The organism is Streptomyces sp. ML-6 (genome assembly GCF_030116705.1).
Lineage (GTDB): Bacteria > Actinomycetota > Actinomycetes > Streptomycetales > Streptomycetaceae > Streptomyces.
Genome location: NZ_JAOTIK010000001.1, coordinates 4084980 through 4106103, shown reverse-complemented (window position 1 = coordinate 4106103; position 21124 = coordinate 4084980). Strand labels below are relative to the sequence as shown.

The window sequence follows — 21124 nt, the reverse complement described above, 5'->3', positions numbered from 1 at the left end:
GGTGCTGACGTGCCGCCGCGCTTGGGGCATTGGCGCGTTCCGGCCCGGGGCGGCGGGGCCCATGGCGCGGTGCGCGATGCATCGGTACAGGGCGACGTGATGCGGGGCAGGCCGGTCGGCCTGCCCCGCATCGCGATCCCGCCGCCCCGAGGGCGGCCGGTCTCAGGCTTCCGCGGCCTTGCGGGCAATGTCGGTGCGGAGCTGCGAACCGTCGAGCCGGATCCGGCCCGCGGCCGTGTAGGCGCGCTCCCGGGCCTCGGCGAGATCCTTGCCGGTCGCGGTCACGGACAGCACCCGGCCGCCCGCGCTGACGATCGTGTCGCCGTCCTTCTTCGTACCGGCGTGCAGGACGTACGCGTGCGGGGCGTCCTGTGCCGCCACCTCGTCGAGTCCCTCGATCGGGTCCCCCGTGCGCGGGGTGCCCGGGTAGTTGTGCGAGGCGATGACCACGGTGACGGCGGCCTCGTCGCGCCACGTGAGCGGGGGCAGTTCGTCGAGGGTGCCGTTGGCGGAGCCCAACAGGACACCAGCCAGCGGGGTCTGCAGACGGGCCAGGACCACCTGGGTCTCGGGGTCGCCGAAACGGGCGTTGAACTCGATCACCCGGACGCCGCGCGAGGTGATCGCGAGGCCCGCGTACAGCAGTCCGGAGAACGGGGTGCCGCGGCGGCGGAGCTCGTCGACGGTCGGCTGGAGCACCGTCTCCATGACCTCGTCGACCAGCTTGGGGTCGGCCCACGGGAGGGGGGAGTACGCGCCCATGCCGCCGGTGTTCGGGCCCTGGTCGCCGTCCAGGGCGCGCTTGAAGTCCTGCGCGGGCTGGAGCGGCAGCACGGTGGTGCCGTCCGTGATCGCGAAGAGGCTCACCTCGGGGCCGTCGAGGAACTCCTCGATGACCACGCGGTCGCAGGCCAGGGCGTGGGCGCGGGCCGCCTCGACGTCGTCGGTGACGACGACGCCCTTGCCCGCGGCGAGGCCGTCGTCCTTGACGACGTACGGGGCGCCGAAGGCGTCGAGGGCGGTGTCGATCTCCGCCGGGGTGGTGCAGACGTAGCTGCGGGCGGTCGGGACGCCCGCCCCGGCCATCACCTCCTTGGCGAACGCCTTGGAGCCCTCCAGCCGGGCCGCCTCACGGGAAGGGCCGAAGCAGGGGATGCCCGCGGCGCGCACGGCGTCGGCGACCCCGGCGACGAGCGGCGCCTCCGGGCCGACGACCACCAGTTCGGCGCCCAGGTCGGTGGCGAGGCGCGCGACGGCGTCGCCGTCGAGGGCGTCGACCGGGTGCAGTTCGGCCACCTCCGCGATGCCGGCGTTGCCGGGAGCGCAGTACAGAGCGGTGACGTCGGGGTCGAGGGACAGAGAGCGGCACAGGGCGTGTTCGCGGGCGCCGCCGCCGATGACGAGGACCTTCACGGGGTGCAGCCTAACCGTCGGGGCGCGACCCCCTCGACGCGCGCCGCCCCGTGGACACCCGGACGATCCGGCCGCTCACCCGCGCCGGGGCGGTCCGGTCCCCCACTCGCCCCCGGCCCGTACGGCGGGCCGCGCCCCTCGTCCTCCCCGTCCGTTCCTACTCGTTGGTGAACTCTTCTTCCTACTCGTTGGTGAACTCCTCGAGGACCGTGGCCCCCAGTTCACGGACGATCAGCTCGTGCCCGGAGAGCGCCGAGTCGACGAGATCCGGGTCGTCGGCCTCGGGGATGTCGTCCTCGGGGGCGACCGCGCGCGGCGCCTCGGGAGCGGAGTACGGCCGGGGCGCGGACTGCGCGGCGGGCGGGGCCGCCGGAGCGGGGGCGGGAGCCGGGGCCGGGCGGGGCTCGTAGCTCTGCTGAGGTGCGGGAGCCGGACGCTGCGCCATCGGCGGGGCGGCGGCCGAGGGGCGTCCCCCGCCGGTCTGCGGCGGCGCGCCGGCACCCCCCGAGGGGTCGACGATCGCCTCGATCTTCCATTGCGCGTTGAACCGCTCGGCGAGTGCCTGCTTCAGCACGTCCTCGCTGCCGCTGCCGGCGAAGTTGTCACGCGCGCCCGCGTTGAGGAAGCCGATCTGCAGGGTGCTGCCGTCGAAGCCGGTGACCTGGGCGTTCTGGCTGAGCAGGATCCAGGTGAACCGGCGGCGGTTCTTCACGGCCTCCAGGATGTCCGGCCACATGTTCCGCACCTGGGCGGCGCCCTGGGCCATTCCCGCGCTCGGCCCGGCGGCGGCATGCGCCGGTGCCGCGGGCGCGGCGGCCGGGACCGGGGCGGCCTGCGGGGCGGACGACTGGCCGGGGGTGGACGCGGTCGGCCAGCCACCGGGGCGGCGTCCCGACTCCGAACCGGCCGCGGTGGGCCAGGCCCCGGGGCGCTGACCGCCCGCGGGAGTCGGCGCCCCGCCCGACGGCTGCTGGGCGACCGGGGCCATGGGCTGCGCGGGGGCGGCGGGTGCGGTGGGCGGCGCCACCGGGGCGGGGGCAGGGGCGGGCGCGGGGGCAGGTGCGGGGGCCTCGCCCCGTACCGCGGCGCGCGCGGCGGCGGGCCCCCACCGGGCGGCACGGGCGGGGCGGCTGGCACCGGTGCGTGGGCCAGGGCCTCGGGCCCGGGCACGTACCCCATGGCGGGGCCCGGCCCCGCGGTCGCGAAGGAGGCGCCGCGCTCCAGCCGGTCGAGCCGGGCCTGGAGCGAACGCTCGTCGTCGAAGGCGGCGGGGAGCAGCACCCGGGCGCAGATCAGCTCGACCTGGAGCCGCGGCGAGGTCGCCCCGCGCATCTCCGTGAGCCCCGTGTTGACCAGGTCGGCGGCGCGGCTCAGCTCCGCGGCGCCGAAGACGGACGCCTGGGCCTGCATCCGCTCGACGACGTCGGCGGGGGCGTCGATCAGCCCCTTCTCCCCCGCGTCCGGCACGGCGGCCAGGATCACCAGGTCGCGCAGCCGCTCCAGGAGATCGGCGACGAAGCGGCGCGGGTCGTTGCCGCCCTCGATCACCCGGTCCACGACCTCGAACGCCGCGGCCCCGTCGCCCGCCGCGAAGGCGTCCACGATCGAGTCGAGCAACGAGCCGTCGGTGTAACCGAGCAGCGAGGTCGCCATGGCATACGTCACACCGTCGTCGCCGGCCCCGGCGAGCAACTGGTCCATCACCGACATCGAGTCACGCACGGACCCGGCACCGGCCCGCACGACCAGCGGCAGCACACCGTCCTCGACGGGGCTGTTCTCCTTGCCGCAGACCTCGGCGAGGTACTCGCGCAGCGTCCCCGGCGGGACGAGCCGGAAGGGGTAGTGGTGCGTACGCGACCGGATGGTGCCGATGACCTTCTCGGGCTCGGTGGTCGCGAAGATGAACTTGAGGTGCTCCGGCGGCTCCTCGACCACCTTCAGCAGGGCGTTGAACCCCGCCGAGGTGACCATGTGCGCCTCGTCGATGATGTAGATCTTGTAACGACTGGAGGCGGGCCCGAAGAACGCCTTCTCCCGCAGATCACGGGCGTCGTCCACGCCACCGTGCGACGCGGCGTCGATCTCGATGACGTCGATCGACCCCGGCCCGTTGCGCGAGAGGTCCCGGCAGGACTGGCACTCCCCGCACGGCGTGGGCGTCGGCCCCTGCTCGCAGTTCAGGCAGCGGGCCAGGATGCGCGCACTGGTCGTCTTGCCGCACCCGCGCGGACCGCTGAACAGGTACGCGTGATTGACCCGGTTGTTCCGCAGGGCCTGCTGCAGCGGGTCGGTGACATGCTCCTGCCCAATGACCTCGGCGAACGACTCGGGGCGATAGCGGCGGTACAGCGCAAGGGACGACACACATACGAGGTTATCCGGGCCGACTGACAACCGGCCCCGGACCGCCCGAAGCCGCCCACGCACCCGTGCCGGGCCCCGGGACCCCGGGAAGACCGCCCCTGAAAACACAAGAGGCACCGGGAAACGCAAGGGCCCCCCACGCACCCGCCAGAGCCGACCTACCCTTGCTGCCTTCCGGCCCTGGGGGAGTTCAGTCAGATAGCGCCACGTGAGGGGCTGACGCCCACCTTAACCGATCCCCACCCCCACCGGTCCACCTCCCCACCCTCTCCGACTGTTCGGAAGGACCCCGGGAGGCCCCCGGAAGGCTCCCGGAACGATCTTGAGGGGAACAGGTTCGCAAGCACCCCTCAACGTCTTGTATTGTTTGCGGCGGAGGATTCGCCTAGTGGCCTAGGGCGCACGCTTGGAAAGCGTGTTGGGGGCAACCCCTCACGAGTTCGAATCTCGTATCCTCCGCAGGCGCCTGAACAGGCGAAGTGAAGAACCCGGACCGCTTCGGCGGCCGGGTTCTTCGGCATCTCCTGGTCTCAGTTCCAGTCTCGCTTGTCTCAGGCATTCGCGACATCTCGTGCAGCACGCCGAAATCGCCCGCCCTCCAGCCCCGTCGACGGCTCGCCCTCTGCCCGCCTCGCCGAGCTCCTGGATTCGACCGCCGACCGGGAGACCGGCGGCACGGCCTCGGTATGGCGGTTCAGCGGCGACAGCATCCGCCGCGCCCTGCACACCGGTCACGCTCCGGCCGAGCTGACCGCCGTCGCCAACGGGCCCCTGCCGCAGCCCCTGTCCTATCTCATCGCCGACGCCGCCCGCCCCCTGCGTCATCCACGGCGACGAACCCGCGCTCCTGGCCGCGAGCTCGCCGCCCACCGGGCACTCGCCGCGCTCGGGCTGCGGCAGCTCGCCCCGACGGTGCTCGTCAGCGGCAGCTCGCCCGACAAGACCCTCGCCGCGCTCCGGGACCAGGGCTATGCGCCCGTCGCCGAGGACGCGGAGGAACCGTACGCATCAAGAAGGTGCTGCCTCGACGGGCCGCCGCCGTTCCGGCCCCTCGGAAGGCCACCACGAAGGCCGGTACTGGACGCTCAGCACGCCGAACGGCGAAGGTGCCTGCCACAGTCGACTCGCTCGGCCTGGCGGTCCGACTGCTGGACACCCCGCCGACCGCTCCGGAGCCCGATCCATTCGGCACCGGGGTTTCCTTCGGCACGGACACCGAGGAGACCGTCGCCGCATACGCAAAGCAGCTGACGTACATCGACGTCCGCCAACTCGCCCATGCCATCGACATGGGCACGGCCATCACCGTCGAGTACGTCGCCGCCTCGGGCAGCCGCACCGTGCGTACCCTCAGCCACCTCGAAATCGACCCTCCCTACCTGGAAGCGTGGTGCCACCTGCGCAACGCTGAACGCGTCTTCACGCTCTCCCGTATCCACGGCGTCATGCCGGCGTAGGCAGACGATCTGGCGTACGCCCACGCCGAGGAGCGGCGGCATCGCTTCCCGAGGAAGCCGGGACATGGGTCATCCATCGAGATATATTTGATGGCACAGGTGATATCAGGAAGGATGTCCCATGAGTCGAACCGTGATCGACCTCGACGACGAACTGCTGGCCGATGTCGCTCGGGCACTCGGCACGAGCACCAAGAAGGAGACGGTCAACACCGCGCTGCGTGAGGTGCTCGAAAACCGGCGGAGGGCGCTCGCACTCGCCCGACTGCGCGCGGCCTCCGCCGACGGCGCCTTCGACCTGGAACTCTTCCGGGAGAAGGGCAATTACCGTCGGTGAACGCCGCACAGTTCCTGATCGACACCAGCGCCCTGGCACGCTTCATGCGCACCGACGCCGAGCAGTTCGGCTGGGACCAGGCAGCCGCCGCCGGACTCATCGCGACGTGCCCGATCACGGAGCTCGAATTCTTCTACAGCGCCCGCTCCGCGGCAGACCGCGCTCAAGGCATCGAGGACATGCGTCTGCTGTTCGGATGGGTACCGGCCGATGAGCGCGCCTACGACCGCGCCTGGCAGGTGCAGGAAGCACTCACCAAGCGAGGACAGCACCGCAGTGCCGGAGCCGTGGATCTGGTCGTGGCCGCTACGGCGGAACTGCAAGGGCTGACGCTCCTGCACTGCGACCGCGACTTCGAATGCATCGCGGCGGTCACCGGCCAGGCCCTTCAGTGGTACGGACCGGACACCGGCAAGTAAGGCAGAAAGATGCCGAGCTCCCTCCGTTCGTAGTCTCGCTTCCGGTCTCGTTCACTCGTGTCCGGCCCCGTCCGGACGGGGCCACCCCGAACGCTCCGCCGCAGGTCAGGACGGGTACGACCCCCGCCGGACCCCGTACGAACATGTGGAAAGCGCGTTGGGGGCAACCCCTCACGAGTTCGAATCTCGTATCCTCCGCCGGCCCAGAGGGCAGGACCGCGAAAGCGGTCCGGCCCTCTGGCGTTTCTCCGTCCCGCTTCTGGTCACGGTCGGATGCTCCGTCGCGAGGCCCCGGTCCTCCGGGCGTCGCTACGATCGCCGGCCATGGATTGGGCCGAGCGCACGCGCAGTTGAGGCAGTGAACGTTGAGGCAGTGAACGAGGAATGGGGCATGGGCTCCGCACAAGCCACTGCTCTTCCTGCACGCGCTCGGTCGATTTCAGCAGGATGCCGACAGCGAGCTGCGGTACAGCGCGGCGGAGGAGGATCTGCGGCAGTTGTTCACCGGGTGCGGGCCGGGCCGCCGGATGTCGTCCGGCTGTCGCTTCCCTCGTCTGGTGAGCAACGGGGTGGGGGAGGCACGCACCGGGCGCGGGCCGGGCAGCCCCGGGACCGAGGTCGGGGAGTTGCGGGCGACGGGGTGCCGCCGGGCGGCTGGCGCCGGAGCTGCGTGAGGCCCCGCAGCCGGCTGCGGGGCGGCGTCCACGTCGGAGCGCAGCCGGACACCGAGGCAACGGCACCGCCCGCAACGACACCCACCAGCTGCTGGACTCCCGCCCGGTCAAGGTCGTCCTGATCGCGGCGAGCGAACAGGTGACCCACCTGGCGGCGATCATCTCGCAGCGCGTCCACGAGGACGTCGTGCTCGGCGGGTACACCGGGCTGCTCTCCGGCCGGAAAGACCGGGAACACGCCCTCGCGGCGGCGCTCCAGTCGCTCGCACCGGAGGACCGGGAATTCGTCGGCGCCAAACTTCGCCGGCGCCCACATGGCGCGGGTGCTCAGCGACGTGGGAGTCACGCAGGGCGACGAGGTGCTGCGTCGGATCAACGGCACCGAACCGCCCCGGGCGAAGGGCGCCCGGAGGTGCGTCGGGTCGACAAGAACGCCAGGGGCGCGCGACCAGCGCATTCGTGTGTACACATATGCAGTCCCCAGCAGTCCGTCCCGGTACCAAAACTTTCAACCGTCGCTGAAAGCTCCGGAATCCGGAGGAGCTGCCGGGGGCCTGGCCAGAGCCGACGAGTGGGTCACGCGGATCGACGGACGTCTCCGTCGATGGGGCGGCTCGCTCTGGTTTTCTGGTGTATTGACAGTTTTCCTCCCATTTTCCTACCGGTCAAGAGGCTCATCACTTCTTTTCTGCCAAACGTCCGGATACCGGTGATCAGAGACACCGACGCACCCCAGGGTGCAGGGTCGTGTGATCACCGTCACCCGATTTCTTCGGGTTTCGTGTCGTCCGGATGAGGGGTGCCGGGCGTATTCCGGGTGAGACCGAGGAGAGCCAGGAGTTGTTTGTTGACCGTCGAGGAGTTCGAAGAGTTCTACGCGCAGACGGCGGCCCGGCTGACCGGGCAGCTGTTTGTGATGCTCGGCGACCAGCACGAGGCGCAGGACGTGGTGCAGGAGGCCTTCGTCAAGGGGTGGAGCCGGCGGCGTCAGCTCGATCGTGACGGGCAGCCCGAGGCGTGGATCCGCACGGTCGCGTGGCGGCTGGCGGTGAGCCGGTGGCGGGGGCGGCGGCGGGCCGCGGACGCCTGGCGGCGCAGTGGGGTGCCTCCACATGCGGAGGCACCCGGCACGGAGTCGGTGGCCCTGGTGGAGGCGTTGCGGGAGCTGCCGCCCAAGCAGCGCCGCACGTTGGCCCTGCACTACGGCTGTGATCTGACCGTCGAACAGATCGCCGCCGAGACCGGTCTGTCGGCCAGCACCGTCAAGACGCATCTGGCCCGGGGCCGGGCCACGCTCTCGCACCGTCTGCAGGATCCGCGCACCGAGGAGGGGCCCCGTGCCTGAGTCCCACGACCCGCTGAGTTCCTTGTTCAAGGAGGCCGCGGCCACCGGGCAGGCCCGTGCCCGTTCCGCTCCGCCGTCGTACATCACCGAGCGCGGCGCGCGTGCTCACCGGCGCCGGATGGTCGCGCTGGCCGTCGGGGCCTGTCTGGTCTTCTCCGGTGCGAGTGCGGCCGTGGTCTCGCTGCTGCCCGACAGCCCGGGCACCACCGTGCCGGCCATCACCCCGTCCCCCGCTCCCTCGCCCTCGCCCTCGCTCTCCCCCACGAAGCCCTCGCCCTCGACGTCCTCGCCCGTCTCGCCGCAGACCACCCTTCCGCCGTCGTACACGCCCTCCTCCGGCGGGCACCCGTCGAACGCGCCGGGCGCGCACCCCCTGACTCCGCCGGAAACGCCGGCCTCCCCCACCCTGAGCGCCACCTTGCCGCCGCCCTGATCCCGCGCCCCTGCCGGACGGTCCGCCGGGCCGTCCGGGCTGTTCGGCACTCGTGAGAACAACCCAGGAGATGTGCAGTGAGCCTTCTGACCCCGCAACGGCAGCACGAACGTCCGTCGTCCGTGTCGTTGCCGTCACGGTCGCGAGTGCGGTCACGGTTGTGGTCGCGAGTGCGGTTGCCGGGGTTGCGGATCGGGGCCGCCGATCGGGAGGTGCTGTGGCTGTACCTGCTGACCCGGCTGGGCATCTGGACCCTCGCGTACTGCACCCGGTGGCTGTTCCCCGACGACGGGAAGGCCCGCCACGCCGGTTCGTTCTTCTCCTCGTGGCAGCGGTGGGACTGGTGGCACTACCTGCACATAGCCCAGTCCGGCTACTTCCCGGACGGGACCGGTCCCTGGACGCCGGACTGGGACAACAGGGAGGCGTTCTTCCCCGGCTTCCCGTTCCTGCTGCGGGCGGTCCACACCGTCGTCCCGAGCTGGCCGGCCGCCGGGGCGCTGATCTCGTTCGTCGCCGGGGGCGTCGCCGTACTGGCCCTGGCCCGGATCGCCCGGCTGTACCTGCCGCAGGAGGGGGCGGGGCCGCGAGCGGTGCTGTTCTTCCTGCTGTCCCCGGCCGCGGTCTTCCTCGCCGCCGGTTACACCGAGGCGCTCTTCCTCGCGTTCGCCCTGCCCGCGTGGCTGGCCGCCCAGCGCCTCGACTGGCCGTCGGCGGCCCTCCTCACGGGCCTGGCCACCACGGTCCGGGTCAGCGGGCTCTTCCTCGCCGGGGCCCTGGCGGTCCACTTCCTGGTGACCGCCCGCACCCCCGCCCACTGGCGCCGCCTGCCCTGGCTGGCGCTGCCCGCCCTGCCGCCCCTGCTCCACAGCTGGTACCTCCAGACGCACACCGGTGACTGGATGGCCTGGAAGCACGCCGAGGAACGCGGCTGGTACCGCGACTTCCACGCCCCCTGGGAGGCGTGGAAGAACACCTGGCGCGTCGCCTTCGGCCACTCCCAGAGCACCGGCTACGCCCTGATGTCCCAGGCCGAACTCCTCGCCATGGTCGTCGGCCTGGTGCTGTGCGGGGTGCTGCTGCGGCGGCGGCGCTGGGCGGAGGCGGCGTACATCGCGGTCAGCCTGTGGGCGCTGGGCACGTCCTACTGGTACACCTCCATACCCCGCGCGACCCTGCTGTGGTGGCCCCTGTGGGCCGGGCTCGCCGCCTGGAGCCTGCGCAGCCCGCGCGTCAGGACCGCCTACCTCGCCGTCGTGGCCCCCCTGATGACGGTCTTCGCCGTCACCTTCCTCTCCGGACGATGGGCCGGCTGAGCCGTGCGGCGGGCTCCCCGGGCGGCTCCCCGGTCAGCGGTGCCGCTTCCAGAACCGGTAGTGGTGGTCGCGTACGAAGTCCGCGCGGCCCCAGGTGTCGGAGGACAGCGTCTGCACGTGTCCGTCCGTGCCCCGGAAGGCGGGCCAGTCCGTACGGCCCGAGGCCGCGAACTCCACCCAGGTGCGGACCATCCGGTCGCGGAACCCGGCCTGCTCCGGCTTCACGTCCTGGAACAGGTCCAGGTCGAAGAGGTAGGCCAGTTCGGACATGTGCTGGGCCCGCTGCTCGAAGCTCGGCGCCGGGTAGCCCCTGAACCAGGGGGTGTCGCGTTCGCCGAACTCGTACATCCGGGTCGGGGTCCACCTCGACAGCAGCCGGGCGGTGTCCAGCGTGGGCACCGACCACGACGCGTCGGTCATGGCCGTGGCGAGGGCCTCGCCGGCCGAGGCGAAGCGGGAGAGCGGGTAGCGCCCCAGTACGTCGTCGGCCCGGTCGCCGAACGCCTGCCGGACGGCGGGTTCGTACTCCTCCGGCTCCATGGGCGCGCCCCCCGGTGCCAGTTCCCGGCCGAGCACGCTGCCGCGTTCCTCGTCGTGGTTGACGCCGACGAGCACGGGCACCCGGTTGAACCGGCCGGTGCGCAGCGCCTCCGCGGGGGACAGCGGCATCAGTTCCGTGCCGGCCACCGGACGGGGCTCGTTGAACGGGCCGTACGCCTTCAGCAGATCGGCCGCGGACGCCCGACGCAGGCAGGCTTCCGTTTCCTTGGCTGTGTTCGCGTTCTTGACTGTGCTTGCGGTCTTGGTCGTGTTCGCGGTCTTGGTCGTGGTCGTGTTCTTGGTCGTGCTTCTGCTGTGGGCGTTGTTCTTGTTCTTGTTCTTGTTCTTGTTCTTGCTCTTGTTCTTGCTCTTGCTCTTGCTCTTGTTCTTGCTCTTGCTCTTGTTCTTGCTCTTGTCACAGCCGAGTGCCGTGACGATCCGTCGGGCGTCGGCCTCCGCCTCGGCCCGGGTCCGGGTACCGCCGGTGGCGCACGGTGCGCTCTGTACGACGGCCCGGTCGAAGAGTCCGGCCGAACGGGGCGAGGCGAGGTGGTCGCAGACGCTGTAGCCGCCGCCGGACTCGCCCATGATCGTGACGTTGCGCGCGTCACCGCCGAAGGCGGCGGCGTTGGCACGGACCCAGCGCAGCGCCGCCTGCTGGTCCTCCAGGCCGAGGCCGTCGGCTCCCTCGACGGTGGTGCCGCTCAGGAACCCCATCACCCCCAGCCGGTAGTTCACCGAGACGACGACCGCGCCCTCGGCGGCCAGCCGGTCGGGCCCGTACATGTCCCCGCTGCCGTACATCAGGCTGCCGCCGTGGATCCAGACGATCACCGGCCGCTTGCCGTCGGTGCGGGCGGGCGCGGTGACGTTCAGGTGGAGGCAGTCCTCGTTCTCGCCGGGCGTGCCGATCGGGAGCCCCACCGGTTGGGCGCACGGCGCGCCGGGGGAGGTCGCGTCGCGCACCCCGGTCCAGGGCGCGGCCGGCCGGGGCGGGGCCCAGCGCAGCTCGCCGACCGGCGGGGCCGCGTAGGGGATGCCCCGGAAACCGCGCAGCCGCTCGCTCGCGGTGCCGCGCACCTTGCCCGTCGTCGTGTCGACGACGGTGCCGATGTCCCGCGTCTTCGAGGCGCCCGCCGGGGCCGGCGTCCGGGCCGTCGCGGGTTCGGGTGCGGCCAGGCCCCATGCCAGCCCCCCGAGCGCCAGCGCGGTGACGAACCACTGGGAAACGCTCCTGGTGTGTCTCATGGGGCAGCACGCTAGAGAGATTTGGGCGATCGCGCAATACGTTTGTTTCAGGCGGCTGAGCCAGACGATTGCCTTATGCCATCGCCTGATGCGTTCGTTCCAGGCGGTGGTACTCTGCCGCGCATGGGGAACCGTGAAGCCCTGCTCGTCGGCGCCAAGGAGTGCCTGCGGGGAAAGGGGTACGACCGCACCACCGTCCGCGACATCGCCACCGCGGCGGGCGTGAGCATGGCCGCCATCGGCTACCACTACGGCTCCAGGGAAGTGCTGCTCAACCAGGCCCTGTTCGAGATCCTCGACGAGTGGGGCGACTCCATGGGGCGGGCCCTCGTCCCCGACGCCGACGGGTCCGCGAAGCGGCACTTCGAGCGGATGTGGGAGTCCCTCGTCGCGGACTTCACCGCCCACCCCGATCTGTGGCTGGCCTCGGTGGAGCTGTTCATGCAGGCCCGGCGCCGGCCCGAGCTGCGCGCCCCGCTCGCCGCGGGCATCACGGAGGGCCGCCGGGGCATGGCGGCGATCCTGCGGGGCGTCCCCGAGGACGAGGTGCCGGAGGCCTCCGTGCGCACCCTCGGCAGCGTCCAGCTGGCGCTGATGTCGGGCGTGATGATCCAGTGCCTCGGCGACCCGGAGTCCGCGCCCTCCGCCGCCGAGGTGCTCCAGGGGCTGCGCGACCTGGCCGACCTCGCGCGCTGAGGGGGAGCCTGCGTCCGGCCGCCGTCCGGGCGTGATCGGGTGATGACCCCACTGGTCCGCCCGTGGTCGCGCGTCCAGTACCGCCCTCGCAGCCTGGGCGGGAGCACTACTGGACTGGAAGGGACGGCCCCCTTGATGAGGCTTGTCGTCGATCTCAACCGGTGCCAGGGGTACGCGCAATGCGCCTTCCTGGCCCCCGACGTCTTCGTCATGCACGGCGAGGAGTCGCTGCTGTACAACCCGCACGCCGAGAGGGCGCAGCGGGACCAGGTGATGCGCGCCGTCGCCGCGTGCCCCGTACAGGCGATCCTGGTGGACGACCCGGACGACCCGGACGACCTGGGCGCTCCGGACGCTCCGGACGCTCCGGAGGGGGAGAGCGGGACGGGGTCGGCGGTCCCGGTGGGCGAGGGGTTGTCCGGTGCCCGGTGACGCTGCCCTGGAACGGCTGAGGCGCGAGGGGCGGATCGTGATCGTCGGGGCCTCCCTCGCCGGGCTCCGGGCCGCGGAGACCCTGCGGAAGGAGGGCTTCACCGGTTCGCTCACGCTGATCGGCGACGAGCCCCACGAACCGTACGACCGTCCGCCGCTCTCCAAGCAGGTGCTGCTGGGCCACGCGACCGCCGACCGCACCGCGCTGCCCCGGCGCACGGCGCTCGACGCGCACTGGCGGCTCGGAGTCGCCGCCACCGGGCTGGACATGGCGGCCCGGAAGGTCCGGCTGGCCGACGGCGACGAGGTGGCGTACGACCGGCTGCTGATCGCCACCGGCGTCCACGCCCGGCCGTGGCCGCACGAGGCCGAGGCCGCGCTGGACGGGGTCTTCGTGCTGCGCACGCGGGACGACGCGGCCCGGTTGCAGCGGCGGCTGGCGGCCTCGCCCCGCCGGGTGCTGGTCATCGGCGCGGGTTTCACCGGCTCCGAGATCGCGTCCGCCTGCCGCGAGCGCGGCCTCGCGGTGACCGTCGCCGAACGCGGGGCGGCCCCTCTCGTGGGGGCCCTCGGCGGCGTGGTCGGCCGGGTGGCCGCGGAGCTCCAGCGCGAGCACGGCGTGGACCTGCGCTGCGGAATCACGGTCACCGCGCTGGAGGGCGACCCGGCAGAACGGCTGCGGCGCGCCCATCTGTCGGACGGCACCACCCTCGACGCGGACGTCGCCGTCGTCTCGCTCGGCGCGCAGCGGAACACCGAGTGGCTGGCCGGTTCCGGACTCGGTGCCGGGCCGCGCGGGATCGCCTGCGACGCCGGCTGCCGGGCCTTCGACTTCCGCGGCATCGTGACCGACGACATCTTCGTCGCCGGTGACGTCGCCCGGTCCCCGCACGCGCTCTTCGGGTACCAGTTCCTGTCCCTCGAACACTGGGGCAACGCCGTCGCGCAGGCCGAGACGGCGGCGCACAACATGATCAGCAGCAGTTCGGAGCGCCGCCCGCACCTGTGGGTCCCGGCCTTCTGGTCCGCCCAGTTCGGGGTCAACATCAAGTCGGTCGGCGTCCCGTCCCTGGGCGAGGAACTCGTCGTCGTCCAGGGGTCGCTCGCGGAACGCCGCTTCGTCTGCGCGTACGGGTACCAGGGACGGGTCATCGCCGCCGTCTCCTTCGACGGGACGAAGTGGCTGGAGTTCTACCAGCGGCAGATCGAGTCGGCCGCGGTGTTCCCGCCGGAGCACTCCATGGTGGACAGCCGCCCCGAGGGCCTGCGGCCGGTCCCGGCCGAGTTCCCCGACCCCTCGCTGCCCACGCACGGGCCGACCGTCACCGTCAGCGGCTACTCGCCGACCGAGCAGCGGATCACGTTCACCCCCGCGCGGGCCTGACCCTCCTCCCCGGCCGCGCAGGCCCGACCCTCCGCCCCCGTCCGCGCGGGCCCGATCCTCCTCCCTCTCCCCCGGGCACGGCCGTGCAGCGCGCCTCCCGCCCCGACGCCGGCAAGGACCGACCACCATGACGCAAGACACGCTCCTGCGGCGGATCCTCGACCCCGCCGCCCGCGCCGACCCCTATCCGCTGTACGCCGAACTCCGCAGGACCCCGGTGCTCCGGGACGGCGACGACCTGTTCGTCGTCAGCACGTACTGGGAGATCAAGGGCCTGCTGCACGATCCGCGGATCAGTTCGGACATCCGCAACCTCTCCCCCGGCGCCGCCGGCACCCTGCTCCAGGAGGAGGAGGCATCACCGCTGCCACCCTCCTTCCTGCGGCTGGACCCGCCCGAGCACGACCGGCTGCGCCGCATGGCGATGCGCCCGTTCGGACCGCCGGAAACGCCGCGGCGCGTGCACGACATGCGCGGCGAACTGGCCCGCATCGTCTCCGGCCTCGTCGACGACTTCGGGGACCGGAAGCAGGTGGACCTCGTCGACGACTTCTCGTACCCCTTCCCCGTGACCGTGATCTGCCGGCTGCTGGGGGTTCCGCGCGAGGACGAGGCGCGCTTCCACTCCTGGGCCGACACCATCGCCGCCGGCCTCGACCCGGACCCCGGCCAGGACCCCGGCGAACGCCAACGCGCCACCCGGCAGGCCCGCACCGACCTGGGCCTGTACCTGGCCGAACTCATCGACGCACGCAGCGGGGCGCCCGGCGACGACATGCTCTCCGCCCTGGTCACCCAGCACGGCACCGACGGGCGGATGTCCCGGATGGAGGTGCTCAGCACCGCCGCCCTGCTGCTGATCGCCGGTCACGAGACCACGGTCAACCTCATCACCAACGGGATGCTCACCCTGCTGCGCCACCCCGACGTCCTCGAACAGCTGCGCACCGACCCGGCGTTGGCCGCCCCGCTCGTGGAGGAAATCCTGCGCTTCGAACCGCCCGTGCAGTTGCTCCCGCAGCGCACCACCCTCGCGGACATCGACATCGGCGGCCTCACCATCCCCCGGGGCGCCGCCGTCTGGCTCGTGCTGGCCTCCGGCAACCGGGACCCGAAACGGTTCGCCGATCCCGACCGTTTCGACCCCGACCGCCGGGACAACCAGCACCTCGGCTTCGGCAGCGGCATCCACAACTGCTTCGGCGCGCCCCTCGCCCGGCTGGAGGCGCAGCTCGCCCTGACCGAGCTGGCCCGCAGGCTCGACAACCCCCGCCTGGTGGCGGACCCGCCCCCGTACCGTCGGAACGCCGTACTGCGCGGGCCCCGGCACCTGGAGGTCGCCTTCGACGGCCTCCGCGCCTGAGGGGGGCGGGACGGAGCGGATCGGGACGCTCCGTGGTCGGGGCGAAGGTTTGTGGTCGGGTCGGGCATCTGTTCCGGGCCGGGGCGGGCGGCGATGATGGGCGGACGGCCCGCCCCGTCCGGTGGGCGCGGTGCATCACCGACCTACGGAGTGTGGCTCAGGTGACTTCCGGTTCGGCCCATCGGCGTGGTGAAGCCCGGGACGCGGCGCTGGCACAAGCGGTCCGGGACGGGCTGCTCGGCCCCCGCTCGCCCCTGATCGGTCTCCTCGACGTGGACGGCGTGCTGGACGCGGTGGACGCGCTGAACGAGGCGTTCGCGGGACCGGCCGCCGTGCGGCACACCTTCGCGGCCAAGGCGTGCGGCCTCGTCCCGGTGCTCCGGCTGCTCGCGGACGCCGGGATGGGCTGCGAGGTGGCCTCGCCCGGGGAGCTGGAACAGGCCCTTGCCGCCGGTTTCCCGTACGACCGGATCGTCTTCGACAGCCCGGCGAAGACCGTCGAGGAGCTGGAGTTCGCCCTCGCGCACGGCATCGCGATCAACCTCGACAACTTCCAGGAGCTGGCCCGGGTGGACCGGCTGCTCGCCGGGCGGGAGCCCGCCGGGCCGATCGGGCTGCGGGTCAACCCCCAGGTGGGGGCGGGTGCCATCGGTGCGATGAGCACCGCGACGGCGACCTCCAAGTTCGGCGTCGCGCTGCGCGACCCGGGGGCCGTCGAGGCGGTGACGGAGGCCTTCGCGGCCCGGCCCTGGCTCAACCGGCTGCACGCGCACGTCGGTTCCCAGGGCTGCCCGCTGCCGCTCATCGCCCGGGGCGTCGGCGCCGCCCACGAGCTGGCCGAGCGGATCAACGAACGGCTCGGCCGCGCACAGATCACCGGGCTCGACATCGGCGGCGGTCTGCCCGTCAACTTCGACGACGAGGACGACCGCCCCACGTACGCGGACTACGTCGCCGAACTGCGCGCCACGGCCCCCGGGCTCCTCGACGGCCGCTACACCCTCGTCACCGAGTTCGGGCGCTCGCTGCTCGCCAAGAGCGGAACGGTCGCGACCCTGGTCGAGTACACGAAATCCGCGGGCGGACGGCAGATCGCGGTCACCCACGCGGGGGCCCAGGTCGCCACCCGTACCGTGTTCATGCCCGGCTCCTGGCCGTTGCGCGTCGGGATATTCGACGCCTCGGGCCGCCCCAAGCAGGGCCCGACCCGGGTCGTCGACATCGCCGGCCCCTGCTGCTTCGCCGGCGACCTCACGGCGAGCGGGCGCGAGCTGCCCGTCGTCGAGCCCGGTGACGTGGTGGCGCTGTACGACACCGGCGCGTACTACTTCTCCTCGCACTTCTCGTACAACTCGCTGCCCCGGCCCGCCGTGTACGGCTACCGCGCGGGAGCCGACGGGCAGGTGCGCTTCGCGCCGGTGCGCACGGCGCAGAGCGTGCGCGAGGTGGTCGAGGAGAGCGGGCTCGCGCAGGTGGACGCCCTGGTGGAGCTGCGCGCCGGGTGAAGCCGGAGGGCTTTCCGGCGTACGGCCCGGAAGGCACCGGACCGGGGGCTTCCGGCGTACGGATCAGGGCCTGCGGCCGAAGAACTCGACCTCGGCGAGGGCGAGTCTGCGGTCCCGGCCCGCCCCGTACGCGGCCTCGGTGGTGAGCCGGGCCCGGACGATCTCCGAACCGCGCAGGTCGAAGGTCTGCTGGCCCGGCTGGTCCTTGAGCCTCAGTTTCCGCTCGACCGACGTCCCGTCGGCGGAGGTGAGCCGGACAGTGATCCGCGCCGGGCGGGCCCGGGCGAGGAACTCGTCCTTCCTGGCCGACGCACCCGAGAAGAGGACCACCTTCAGCACCCGTACCGGCTGTTCGAAGTCGCACTCCAGGTACTGGCCCACCCCCGTGTCGGGCCCCGCCTCGGCGGGTGCCCAGTAACGGTTGTTGAAGCCGTCGAACGCCGCGCCCGCCGGATGGCCCGGGGCCGTGCTGGAGGCCCGGAACCGGGTGGGCGTCACCGCCTCCGGCGTCCCGGTCTCGTCCTTGGCGAGGCCGAGCCACCCGGACAGGTGTGGCAGGGCGAACCACACACCGCAGGCCAGCACGAGCAGCACGACCGGCAGCGCCAGACCGGGGCGGCGCCACAGCCGGCGCCGCGGCCGGGTTCCGGCGACGGGTGCCTGCCGCGGTCGCCGCCGGAGGATCCGGCGCCACCAGGGAGGCCGGACGTCGGGCGGCGGCCCCGGGTCCAGGAGCAGGGCGCAGCGCACGCACAGGGTGCGGTCGGGGGCGTTCTCCGTACGGCAGTTGGGGCAGCGGACGGGCGCGGCGGGCGGCGGCGCCGGAGGCGTGTTCGCGGGAGCCGGCGGTACGTCGGGCAGCGCCTCGGGGCCCGGCACCGGCTCGTCCGCCCCGTCCCCGGGCCGACGCGGAGCACCGGTGGGCGCGACCGCGGGGGGACCGGGAACAGCTGATACGGGAGGCGTGGGGGGTGCGGGGGATGGTGGTGGGACAGAGGGGCCAGGTAGGGCAGGGGGGCCAGGTGAGGCTGCTGAGGTTGTCGGAGCTGCTGAGGCTGTCGAAGCTGCTGGGGTTGGCGGGATTGGCGGAGCTGCTGGGGTTGTCGGAGCTGCCGGAACCGCCGGAGTGGGCGGGGCGGCTGGGGCGGATGGGGGCGACGGGCGCGTCGAGGACGCCGGGGGCGTCGTGGTCCCGTCCTGCGGCTCCTCCCACTCCAGGTACGCCTGGCACGACGTGCAGAACTGCGTCCCCGGCGCGTTGTTCTGCCCACACGTCCCGCAGATCACAGGACCTCCAGGTCGAAGCCCACGTGCGCCGGGATCTCCGTACGGATCAGTTCCTCCAGCCGCACCCGGTCGACCTGGTACGGCTGCGCGGCCCGGACCCGGACCGTCACCCACGGCCGCGGGCCGCCCGGGAACCGGGTGTGCGGCGTCGACGACCACGCCGTACCGCCGCTCTCCACGATGTCCGGCTCGATCCCGGTCTCCAGGAACACCGCCTCCGCGAGTCCCCGCCGGGTGCCGCGTCTGCTGTGCCGTTCCACCGCGCCGCGCACCGCGGCCCGCCGCTGCTCGACCGGGTGGTTCGCGCGGGTGTCGACGGCCACCCACTCGGCCAGCCAGGCGAGGAAGTCCTCGGGCGCGCTGCGGGGGTCGAGGTGCGCGGGCAGGTTGTCGATGGAGAGCAGGACCGGGGCGAGCACGTCGTCGAGCGCCGCCAGGAACCGGCGCAGGAAGTCCTGTTCCAGGTAGACCGCCGGGAGTTGCTCGATCAGCGGGTGCGGGGTCGGCAGGCCGGTCACGGAAGTGCGCATGGTGGTCAGGCCCCCCGTACCCGGAGCTGGTGTTCGTAGCTGAAGACCAGCGCGTGCCGGTCCAGCACGATCTTGGTGGTGGGGTCGCCGCGCTGCCCGGTCACGGGGTCGGCGGGGAAGAGCCGCACGTCCTCCACCAGGTCCACCCCCGGCACCTGTTGCAGCACGGCGAACGCCTCGCCCGACTGGATCGGCCGCCCGAACGGCCAGCCGTCCTCGCCGGGGCCGCCGCTCAGCGGGTTGAAGTAGCGGTAGAGGGCCTCCAGCGCCTCCTCGCGCACCCGTTCCGGCGCGGCGCCCCGGCGGGCCTGCACCGACGCGACGACGGTGACCCCCTGGTAGTACGGCGGCTCGACCACCAGCCGGGCGCCGATCGGCCGGCGCTCGTCCAGATGGCCCGCGATCAGGGCCAGGGTGTGCTGCGGCGGGATGAGTTCGTCGAACTGGATGCGGCCCTGCTCGTCGCTGCGCCCGGCCGGTACGACGAGCAGCCGCACCCCGCCCGCCTCGACGTCCGAGTCCCCGCCGGCCGGGATGCACTGCACCCGGGCCGCGTCGGGCGCGACCTCGCGGGCCAGCAGTTCGTAGTCGTGCGGCACCACGGCCCGGTGCAGCGTCCGCAGCGTCATCGGGCCCCGCACCCGGGCGCTCTCCACCGTCTCGCCGTCGACCCCGCCGAGCGCCGGGCGGCGGTTCTCCACCCGGGCCACGTACGGGATGGCGCTGCGCAGCACCCGGAGGGTGGAGCGGGCCACGTTGCCGCGCAGGCCCCCGCCGGTGCGGTACGAGCGCACCCGTACGGTGGCGCCCTTCGGCGGCACCTTCCCGTAGTGGCGGATGGAGCCGTCCCGTTCCCGTACCGCGGGACCGAACTCGACCCGCCCCGAGTTGGGGTCGAGCGTGATGTGCCGGTCCTCGGGTCCGGAGTGCGCGAAGTCGTCGACCCGGGTCCACTCCGTGCCCCGCGGCCCCGCCGACGGGTCGGCGACCTCGACGACGAACTCGCCGGGCACGACAGGCGGCCGGCTCACCGTGAAGGTCTGCCCGGGTACGCCCTCGGCCGGGCCGAGCACCTCGTCGGTCACGGTCTCGGCGTGCACGGCCCCGACGGTCGCGCCGATCGTGAACGCGGTGATCCGGCGCACCACCGGCGGCGCCATGTAGGTGGGCTGGCCGGGTTCGGCCTCCACCAGGCGGCAGCGCAGCCAGCCGCCGGTGCGGCGCACGACGACGGCCGGGGCGTGCCCCGGGGGGAGGTGCAGGATCAGTTCGCCGGACCGGTTGAAGCCGCCGGTGTCGTCCTTCTCGACCTCGCAGGCCGTCCAGGCGCTGCCGTCCCACGCCTCCCAGAGCAGCGGCGGGCGCAGCGGGTCCACGCCGACTCCCTCGACCGCGCAGTCCAGCCGCAGCACGACGACCCCCGCCGGCACGGCGGCGGACAGGCCCACGTAGAGGGCGTCGCCGGGGGCGGGCGTGGTGTCGAAGCAGGGCACGGCCCGGCCGAGCGTCAGCTCCTCGGTGCGGTCGGCGGCGTCGCCGGACGTCGGCCAGGTGGCGAGGTGGGCGAACTCGCAGGGCACGATGGACAGTTCGTCGACCGTGGTGAAGACCACCGCCTCCTCGGTCTCCGTGCGCACGGTCGCGACCTCCGTGCCGGCCCGTACCCGTACCGGTTCGGGCCGGGGCGCGGAGAGCCGGAACGTCACGTCGGTGCGGGCGGCGGTGGGCGGGTGCAGCCGGACCCCGATCAGGTCGAGGAAGGTCAGATAGCTCTTCTCCGGCACCCGGTTCACCCGGTAGACGAGCTGGTCGACCATGGTCGCGAAGGCTTCGATGAGGGTCACGCCCGGGTCCGACACGTTGTGGTCGGTCCACTCGGGGCAGCGCTGCTGGACGAGGCGCTTCGCCTCGTCGACCAGGCCCTGGAAGCGGCGGTCGTCCAGATGCGGGCTGGGCAGCGTCACGCGCCGTCCACCTCCTCGTGCTGCGGGATCACATAGAACGGGAAGACCAGGTTCCGGGGGTCGTTGGCGCCCCGCACGGTGTAGCCGACGTCGATGTACAGGACCCCCTCGTCGGCGTCGTCGAACCGGACGACGACCTCGGTCACCTCGATCCGGGGCTCCCACCGGTCCAGCGCGAGGCGCACCTCGTACGCCAGTTGTCCGGCGGTGCCCGCGTCCGCCGGGGCGAACACGTAGTCGTTGATGCCGCAGCCGAACTCCGGCCGCATGGGGCGTTCGCCCGGGGACGTCGCCAGGATCAGCCGGATCGACTCCTCCAGTTCGTGCTCGCCGCGCACCAGGGCGATGGAACCGGTGGCGTCCGTGCGCGGCGGGAAGGCCCAGCCCGCGCCGATGAACTCCTGTCCCATGGAC

The 21124-nt window shown here is 72.8% G+C and carries 19 protein-coding genes, 1 tRNA gene, 1 other RNA gene and 3 pseudogenes; 15 read left to right on the top strand and 9 right to left on the bottom strand.

The genetic code is table 11. The features are described 5' to 3' along the window. Positions 1–162: 162 nt before the first annotated feature. The 4 genes from purD to ffs form a co-directional block, all read right to left on the bottom strand. Positions 163–1413: a phosphoribosylamine--glycine ligase gene (gene purD, locus OCT49_RS18190; RefSeq protein ID WP_283852926.1), complete on the bottom strand. Its 1251-nt coding sequence runs from the start codon at positions 1411–1413 to the stop codon at positions 163–165. Between the two features lie 181 nt (positions 1414–1594). Beyond that, complete coding sequence (locus OCT49_RS18185) at positions 1595–2149, bottom strand: hypothetical protein (RefSeq protein WP_283852925.1); 555 nt, start codon at positions 2147–2149, stop codon at positions 1595–1597. Continuing rightward, positions 2122–3780 (bottom strand): DNA polymerase III subunit gamma and tau, encoded by a 1659-nt coding sequence (locus OCT49_RS18180; RefSeq protein WP_283852924.1) that lies wholly within the window; start codon positions 3778–3780, stop codon positions 2122–2124. The genes OCT49_RS18185 and OCT49_RS18180 overlap by 28 nt, the downstream gene beginning before the upstream one ends. Positions 3781–3905: 125 nt before the next feature. Then, positions 3906–4000: signal recognition particle sRNA small type (gene ffs, locus OCT49_RS18175), an RNA gene on the bottom strand. 154 nt (positions 4001–4154) lie between these two features. Here ffs and OCT49_RS18170 point away from each other — a divergent pair. The 10 genes and pseudogenes from OCT49_RS18170 to OCT49_RS18125 all read left to right on the top strand — a co-directional run bounded on the left by OCT49_RS18170 (position 4155) and on the right by OCT49_RS18125 (position 9761). Continuing rightward, a tRNA-Ser gene (locus OCT49_RS18170) sits at positions 4155–4239 on the top strand. 87 nt (positions 4240–4326) lie between these two features. Next, positions 4327–4536: pseudogene (locus OCT49_RS18165) on the top strand (hypothetical protein); the annotation flags it as partial. Between the two features lie 350 nt (positions 4537–4886). Continuing rightward, entirely contained in the window at positions 4887–5237 is a 351-nt protein-coding gene (locus OCT49_RS18160; RefSeq protein ID WP_283856037.1) for a WYL domain-containing protein, read from the top strand. A 121-nt stretch (positions 5238–5358) separates the two neighbouring features. After that, positions 5359–5574: a type II toxin-antitoxin system VapB family antitoxin gene (locus OCT49_RS18155; protein ID WP_283852923.1), complete on the top strand. Its 216-nt coding sequence runs from the start codon at positions 5359–5361 to the stop codon at positions 5572–5574. Then, positions 5571–5993 carry a PIN domain nuclease gene (locus tag OCT49_RS18150; protein WP_283852922.1) on the top strand — a complete coding sequence of 141 codons (423 nt, stop codon included), beginning with the start codon at positions 5571–5573 and terminating at the stop codon, positions 5991–5993. Before OCT49_RS18155 ends, OCT49_RS18150 begins: the two co-directional genes overlap by 4 nt. A gap of 377 nt (positions 5994–6370) precedes the next feature. Continuing rightward, a pseudogene (locus OCT49_RS18145) lies at positions 6371–6671 on the top strand (phosphorothioated DNA-binding restriction endonuclease family protein); the annotation flags it as partial. Further along, positions 6661–6878: pseudogene (locus OCT49_RS18140) on the top strand (hypothetical protein); the annotation flags it as partial. The pseudogenes OCT49_RS18145 and OCT49_RS18140, both read left to right, overlap by 11 nt. Before the next feature lie 636 nt (positions 6879–7514). Continuing rightward, positions 7515–8012: a SigE family RNA polymerase sigma factor gene (locus OCT49_RS18135; protein ID WP_283852921.1), complete on the top strand. Its 498-nt coding sequence runs from the start codon at positions 7515–7517 to the stop codon at positions 8010–8012. Continuing rightward, entirely contained in the window at positions 8005–8445 is a 441-nt protein-coding gene (locus tag OCT49_RS18130) for a hypothetical protein (protein WP_283852920.1), read from the top strand. Before OCT49_RS18135 ends, OCT49_RS18130 begins: the two co-directional genes overlap by 8 nt. Before the next feature lie 128 nt (positions 8446–8573). Further along, positions 8574–9761, top strand: a complete 1188-nt coding sequence (locus tag OCT49_RS18125) for a mannosyltransferase family protein (protein WP_502963480.1) — start codon at positions 8574–8576, stop codon at positions 9759–9761. A 33-nt stretch (positions 9762–9794) separates the two neighbouring features. Here OCT49_RS18125 and OCT49_RS18120 read toward each other — a convergent pair whose 3' ends face one another. Next, entirely contained in the window at positions 9795–11549 is a 1755-nt protein-coding gene (locus OCT49_RS18120) for a carboxylesterase/lipase family protein (protein ID WP_283852919.1), read from the bottom strand. A gap of 123 nt (positions 11550–11672) precedes the next feature. On the opposite strand from OCT49_RS18120, the gene OCT49_RS18115 reads away from it, so the two are divergent. From OCT49_RS18115 to OCT49_RS18095, 5 genes are all read left to right on the top strand, one after another. Beyond that, on the top strand, positions 11673–12245 hold the full coding sequence (locus OCT49_RS18115; protein WP_283852918.1) for a TetR/AcrR family transcriptional regulator: 573 nt from the start codon (positions 11673–11675) through the stop codon (positions 12243–12245). 135 nt (positions 12246–12380) lie between these two features. Continuing rightward, a complete protein-coding gene (locus OCT49_RS18110) occupies positions 12381–12677 on the top strand; it encodes a ferredoxin (protein WP_283852917.1) in 297 nt (98 codons plus the stop codon). Then, positions 12667–14061, top strand: coding sequence for an NAD(P)/FAD-dependent oxidoreductase (locus OCT49_RS18105; protein ID WP_283852916.1), 1395 nt, complete (start codon positions 12667–12669; stop codon positions 14059–14061). Before OCT49_RS18110 ends, OCT49_RS18105 begins: the two co-directional genes overlap by 11 nt. A gap of 127 nt (positions 14062–14188) precedes the next feature. Continuing rightward, positions 14189–15424 carry a cytochrome P450 gene (locus tag OCT49_RS18100; RefSeq protein WP_283852915.1) on the top strand — a complete coding sequence of 412 codons (1236 nt, stop codon included), beginning with the start codon at positions 14189–14191 and terminating at the stop codon, positions 15422–15424. Between the two features lie 161 nt (positions 15425–15585). Further along, entirely contained in the window at positions 15586–16929 is a 1344-nt protein-coding gene (locus tag OCT49_RS18095; RefSeq protein WP_283852914.1) for a type III PLP-dependent enzyme domain-containing protein, read from the top strand. Positions 16930–16992: 63 nt separating this feature from the next. Here OCT49_RS18095 and OCT49_RS18090 read toward each other — a convergent pair whose 3' ends face one another. The 4 genes from OCT49_RS18090 to OCT49_RS18075 all read right to left on the bottom strand — a co-directional run bounded on the left by OCT49_RS18090 (position 16993) and on the right by OCT49_RS18075 (position 21120). After that, entirely contained in the window at positions 16993–17808 is an 816-nt protein-coding gene (locus OCT49_RS18090; protein WP_283852913.1) for a discoidin domain-containing protein, read from the bottom strand. 404 nt (positions 17809–18212) lie between these two features. Then, positions 18213–18746 (bottom strand): phage tail protein, encoded by a 534-nt coding sequence (locus tag OCT49_RS18085; protein ID WP_283852912.1) that lies wholly within the window; start codon positions 18744–18746, stop codon positions 18213–18215. Positions 18747–18751: 5 nt separating this feature from the next. Further along, positions 18752–20710, bottom strand: coding sequence for a putative baseplate assembly protein (locus tag OCT49_RS18080; RefSeq protein WP_283852911.1), 1959 nt, complete (start codon positions 20708–20710; stop codon positions 18752–18754). After that, positions 20707–21120 (bottom strand): GPW/gp25 family protein, encoded by a 414-nt coding sequence (locus OCT49_RS18075; RefSeq protein ID WP_148841585.1) that lies wholly within the window; start codon positions 21118–21120, stop codon positions 20707–20709. The genes OCT49_RS18080 and OCT49_RS18075 overlap by 4 nt, the downstream gene beginning before the upstream one ends. Positions 21121–21124 lie beyond the last annotated feature (4 nt).